Below are 5,570 nucleotides of genomic sequence, written 5' to 3' on the forward strand. Positions count from 1 at the left end.
CCCCCAGTGGGACCCCCCCCACCGTGCCCACCACTACGAGTGGCGGTGGCGCTCCCAGAGGTTCCACCGCTAAAAGTTCCTCCTCCCGCTGTCGATCTGGCCGCTCCCCCACCAGCGGGCGAGGCAGAGCGCGGGGACAGAGGCCCTCCTCCGGGCCGCTGACCCCGCTGACCGCTCCCCGGTCCCGGACGCTGGGATTGAACGGACGCTACACCCGTTCCACTCTGCTGCGACGGCTGGCCAGCTCCGCCGCCATGCTGATGTGGCTGATGCTGCTGATGCTGCGATTGATGCTGCTGATGCTGCTGGTGCTGCGGCTGACTGCGCGCCGGTGGCGCACCCGCCGGCGGCGCACTGCGGCGCTGTGCACCTTGAGCGCCTGGCTTGGTCGAACGTTCCTGACCGCCCTGTGTGGCGTTCTCACTTTTCGGGCGAGTGCCGGTACGGCTGCGCGTCGTCGCTGCCTTCGCCTGCTCGTTGGTGTTCGTGGTTGATTCAGATGTATTTCTCATGAAGAAGACTCCCTTCTATCGAGAATGATGCGCCACAATTGGCGGTGGAGACCTCTCTTCACAGCCACAACAAAGGACTGTCACCTTCCCTTCCAACAAAGGCAGGCGCCATTCAGGTGAAGGGAGGAGACAGCCCTCGCTAATGCAGGCCAGGCATGTTTGTCTCAGTCTGCGCACTCTGGCGTAGTCGCTGCTATGGTTATCCTAGCATAGCCCTTGCTCCGCAAACATTGGCGCACCACGTCTGCCCTGTAGACGAGGGGCTGTGTCTCTGTAAAGAAGAGTCAAGATTGCGTGACACATACAACAATAACAACAAGGAAAGCGCCCACTCGCTTCCTATTTCCCGGCCCTGGATAGGGTAACAAAGGATTCAGGAAGCTGCGAACTTTTCTCCAGTATAGCCTACTCGCTGGACCCTTGCAACCCGCTATAGTTGAGCCTGTAGCCAATTTTCTCCCCGGTCCCGCCTCCCTGCGCCACCGCGACTCAGATTGGGAAGGATGGGGAAGGCGGGAAGAGCAACAAGCATCGACCCTTTTTCAGCCGCATGCAAGAGCACTCGCCCAGGTTAGCGCGAGCCTAGGTGGTCACGGGCCTGGCGAGGCCAGTGGGAGGCTGCTCCTCTCGCGGCAAGGTGGCCAGATACTCCTCCAGCGCCGCACGGTCCTCGGCGGAGAGCGGCAACTCAAACTCGCGCTCTAACAGACAGCGATCACCCGCCTTCTTGACCTTGAGCGCCTTTTGCCAGCAGGAATAGCGAGCGCAGAGATAAGCTCCGCGCCCGGACTTCTTGCTGGTTGGGTCGAGTAGAACCCGCCCCTCGGGCGTGCGCACAATGCGCAACAGCTCGCGCTTGGGCCTGGTCTCGCGGCAGGCAATACAGGTACGCAGCGGAACGTGCTTCTGGCGCCCTCCCTTAGCGGCTTTGGCCATCATGAGGTACTCCTGCCTTTTCTTCTCGATATGCTTCTCGATGGAGGCCGGTCAGTCCCAGCCACAGCGCAGCCTCTTGCTGGCCGCGCGGCCCTGGACTGGCTCGCCGCAGATCATCCCCGCCTCCTGACCTACCCCTACAGCCACCCGGTGAAAGGCAACACCTGCTGCCTGCCGAGAAGTGGAGGAGAGAAGGCCGAGAGCCACAGGATCTACTCGTGCCACGCCGCTGGCTCCCCAGGCTGGCGCGGGCCAGGAAGCAGACGTGAATCAGTGGATTCCTGGGCCAGCAGGCAGCGAGCAAACTTCAAGAGGCCGACAGGCAGGCGAAGGTGCTGCGGATAAACGAGCAGTCCTTTAGCGATATCTCCCGCTGCGTGACGAGGCGGAGCGCCTGCCACCATCATGACGGCCACGCTCACGGCGAGCGCTGACCGACGAGATGACATCTTCTACAGGCTCCTCATAGACCTCGCCCTCGGCAGGCTTGACCACATCGACACGCCAGCCAGTGAGCTTGGCAGCCAGGCGCGCGTTCTGCCCATCCTTACCGATGGCAAGCGACAGCTGCTTCTCGGCGACCACCACCTGGGCGGTACGTTCGGCCTCCCGCAGCTCGACACGCAGAGGCTTCACGGGGCTGAGAGCATTCGCCACAAATGTCGCCGGGTCGGGGCTCCACAAGATGATATCGATCTTCTCATCGTTCAGCTCGCGCACAATATTATTGATGCGCGATCCCCGCACCCCAACACAGGAGCCGATGGGGTCCAGACCCTCCTGGTGAGCCACCACCGCCACTTTGGTCCGGCTGCCCGGCTCGCGAGCAATAGCCTTGATTTCGACCGTGCCCTCGTAGATCTCAGGGACCTCGGCCTCAAAGAGCCGCCGCACCAGGTCGCGATGGGAGCGCGAGGCCACAATCTGCAAAAGCCGCCCCTGGACGCGACGCACATCGACAATATAGACGCGCAACCGCTGGCCGATCCGATAGTGCTCGCTGGGCACCTCTTCGCTGAAAGGCATCAGCCCCTCGACCTTGTCGACACGCTCAAGGTCGAAGTCGAGCAACCACCCGCGCGCCGGATCGCGGCGTGTGATCGTGCCTAGCCGGATCTCCCCCACCCACTCTTTGAGCTGCTCGTAGAGATGCTCATGCTCGGCCTCGCGAATACGCTGCAGGATCACCTGCTTGGCCGTCTGGGTGGGAATGCGCTCGAAGATATGTGATGAATCCACTTCAATCGTTTGCCCCAGGGCGGCCTTCGGCATGAGACGCTGGGCCTCCGCCAGCGAGATTTCCTCGTTGGGATCTTTAACCTGGGCAACCACTCGCTTGGTGGTCCAGACGTGGACCTCGCCGTTCTTGTCCACCTCGATGCGCACGTTGTCCCCGCCCCCGAAGCTCTTGCGGTAGGCTGATAAGAGGGCATTGGCCACGGTCTCCATTACCACTTCGCGGGGCAATCCTTTTTCGGCAATCAACTGCGCAATAGCAGCCTGAAATTCACTTCTCATGATGCCTTCTCCCTCCCGCTCGCTGGTCGCCCAGTAAACACTTACTGCAAGTTGTTCGAGTGCAAAGAAAAAGTCCCTGGCAAGCAGAAAAGTGGGGGGCCCCCACTTTTCTCAAGGTTCCTCTATGTTCTATGGTATTATATCATGTCATCTTTTTCAACGCAAGGCAGGGCGAAGAGCTTGCGATTCGTTTCCCCTCCCCTTGATTTTTCTCTCAGGACAGGCTATACTCTAAATGAGTATTTAGTGTAGATTTGACACTTTCTGTGTGGCCTGGCGAGCGCCCAGCTGGCCAGGGAGAGGAGTGGCCTCTTTCCTCCCATCACGCCACGGGCAGGACTCGCCCCGCGCTCGCTGTGTCGCCGTTCTCGACGCGGGCAGGCAGGTCCAGAGAGAGCAGGAGCTGGCCAGGCTTAGGCTACTTCCTTCCTGGCCACGGCTCCCGACTCCGCACTCTTCTGCGTCGCTTCTGTCCCGCGACGTTGGTCTGGATGAGGGAGTCTCCTATGAGTGCACGATCTCTGGCTCCAGCAAGTTTTGATCCACAGGATGCCTTCAGAGGCCCTTACGCCGCCCGTATCGCCGAGTTCAGCGAGGCCGGGCGTCAGGCGGGCCTCGCTCCCGCCAGCACGGACCGCGAGCGCATCGCGCTGGTGCTGGTCGACTATCAGCATGATTTTGTTGATCCCAGTGGCTCGCTCTCTGTCCCAGGTGCACAAGCGGATGTTGGGCGCTTGCTGACCTGGTTCTATGCCCACGCCGATCGGATTACGACGATCTACGCCTCGCTCGATACGCATTTGCCTTTCCAGATCTTCTATCCTACCTGGTGGCAGAACCCGCAGACGGGCGAGCATCCGGCTCCGTTTACGACGATCACCGTCGAAGATGTCCAGGAAGGTCGCTGGCTTCCCCTCTGGGAGCCAGAGTGGTCGCGTCACTATGTGCAAGCGCTGCGCCAGCAGGCCCGGAAGGAGCTGATGATCTGGCCCTATCATACGATGCAGGGCACGCTGGGCCATATGCTGGTGGCCCCCATCAGCGAGGCCCTGGCCTGGCACAGCGCGGCCCGCCAGACGCAGCCTCACTATATTGTGAAGGGCCTGACTCCACGGACGGAGTTCTACGGCATCTTCGGCGCCGAGGTGCCCGATCCTTCTGATCCCGCCAGCCAGCTCAATACGGCGCTGCTTGAGACGATTATGCAGCACGATCGCGTCTTCCTGGCGGGCGAGGCAAAGTCTCACTGCGTGCTGGAGAGCGGTCGCCAGCTTGTTCAGTACTTCAGTCAACGGCCCGATATGCTCCAACGCCTCTATGTACTACGCGACTGCATCAGCTCTGTCCAGCACCCAACGATCGACTTCGATGCCCTGGCAGAGGAGGAGCTGGCGCGTTGGGAGCGCCTGGGTGTCCACCTGGTGCGCAGTACCGACGGATTACCTGCGTGAGAAAAGAGGGAGCGAGTAAGGAGTCGAAGACGAGCTCGCTGGCCGCTTTTGCCTGTTGGCAACAGCAGGCGAGCTGAGACGCGGGTCCTCCTCCCTGGCTCGCTCACGCACCTCGTGGCACTCCGGTGTGGCTAGGCATGACCAGGCATGACCAGGCAATGGCTCATCGCCGCTGGTCTCCTCTAGTCTCGCCCGCCCCCACGCTCCGGCGGCCCTGGCTCTCTTTTCTCTTTCTCCCGATGCATCCGCAGAATCTTGATCATGTACTGCTCGGAGTTCAAATAGTAGGGATTGCGCCGGATGAATTTGCCTACGACGGAGATAGGATGAAGCTTGAGCATCTCCACCACAAGGCTGGGCAGCAATTTCCCGTAATCGTAATGCATCAGGGCAATGATGGGCCGGTTCTGAAAGGTAAAGACCGCATCACAGAGGGCCTCGTATTTTAAGAGCTGCTCGGGCGTGGCTAGCTCTCCGGCCAGCCAGGTCATGTCAATCGAGATCCTCACTGCTTTCCAGCCATCACGTAGCGCCTGCGTAATAAAGGTCTGATGCGTGGATAATAAAAAATAAGGATCAAATCGCTTCCCGTTGGAGAGAAACGGCTCCCGCTCGCTGGAGAGAATGAGCTGCCCTTTGGCAATTAAGGCGTCTACATCAAGCTGCAGCTTCAGCAGTTCTTCACGCAACTCCTGCACCTGCGCTGGCGCCGCCGCGAACAGGCACTTCTCCGATGCGACAATCCCCGCACGCAATAGCCGGGCCGTGACCCCGGCAATCTCTGTCACTTTGCTGTACAGCTGACAGATGTGCGAGCTGTATGGAATACGCTCTGACTTGCCATCAACACTCAGGTCCATGCCTATCTCCACACAATGCCGATTCTTAACCAGCTTGCCACCATTAAGCATATCACACCGGAGCGGGATTAGCACATATAGAAGCGTCCACTATTCAGCCAAGAGTAGGAAAGCTCTCCCCAACCCCTCCTGTCCTCTTCTTCTCTGCTTGCTTGCTACTCCCGCCCGATGCCCTTGGCCTTTCTCCTGAAATATTGTACGCAGCCCTGCGACCAGTTGCAGCAGTGGAGCGCTTTCGCCGCGGATCTGTCGCGGTTGGATCAGTGCGGCCTTGCTTGAGGCTGCCTGCTTCG

The 5,570-nt window shown here is 60.2% G+C and carries 4 protein-coding genes and 1 pseudogene; 1 reads left to right on the plus strand and 4 read right to left on the minus strand.

Annotated features, from left to right (window positions below; translation table 11 throughout):
• The 3 genes and pseudogenes from IRZ31_RS19790 to nusA form a co-directional block, all read right to left on the minus strand.
• Positions 1 to 512 (minus strand): annotated as a pseudogene (locus IRZ31_RS19790) (hypothetical protein); the annotation flags it as partial.
• A 582-nt stretch (positions 513 to 1,094) separates the two neighbouring features.
• Entirely contained in the window at positions 1,095 to 1,451 is a 357-nt protein-coding gene (locus IRZ31_RS19795; protein ID WP_297156992.1) for a YlxR family protein, read from the minus strand.
• Between the two features lie 354 nt (positions 1,452 to 1,805).
• Complete coding sequence (gene nusA, locus IRZ31_RS19800; protein ID WP_297156995.1) at positions 1,806 to 2,966, minus strand: transcription termination factor NusA; 1,161 nt, start codon at positions 2,964 to 2,966, stop codon at positions 1,806 to 1,808.
• A gap of 506 nt (positions 2,967 to 3,472) precedes the next feature.
• On the opposite strand from nusA, the gene IRZ31_RS19805 reads away from it, so the two are divergent.
• Positions 3,473 to 4,417, plus strand: a complete 945-nt coding sequence (locus IRZ31_RS19805) for a cysteine hydrolase family protein (RefSeq protein ID WP_297156997.1) — start codon at positions 3,473 to 3,475, stop codon at positions 4,415 to 4,417.
• Between the two features lie 182 nt (positions 4,418 to 4,599).
• Here IRZ31_RS19805 and IRZ31_RS19810 read toward each other — a convergent pair whose 3' ends face one another.
• A complete protein-coding gene (locus tag IRZ31_RS19810) occupies positions 4,600 to 5,277 on the minus strand; it encodes an MEDS domain-containing protein (RefSeq protein WP_297156999.1) in 678 nt (225 codons plus the stop codon).
• Positions 5,278 to 5,570: the final 293 nt, after the last annotated feature.

This window comes from Thermogemmatispora sp., from assembly GCF_019683635.1.
GTDB lineage: Bacteria > Chloroflexota > Ktedonobacteria > Ktedonobacterales > Ktedonobacteraceae > Thermogemmatispora.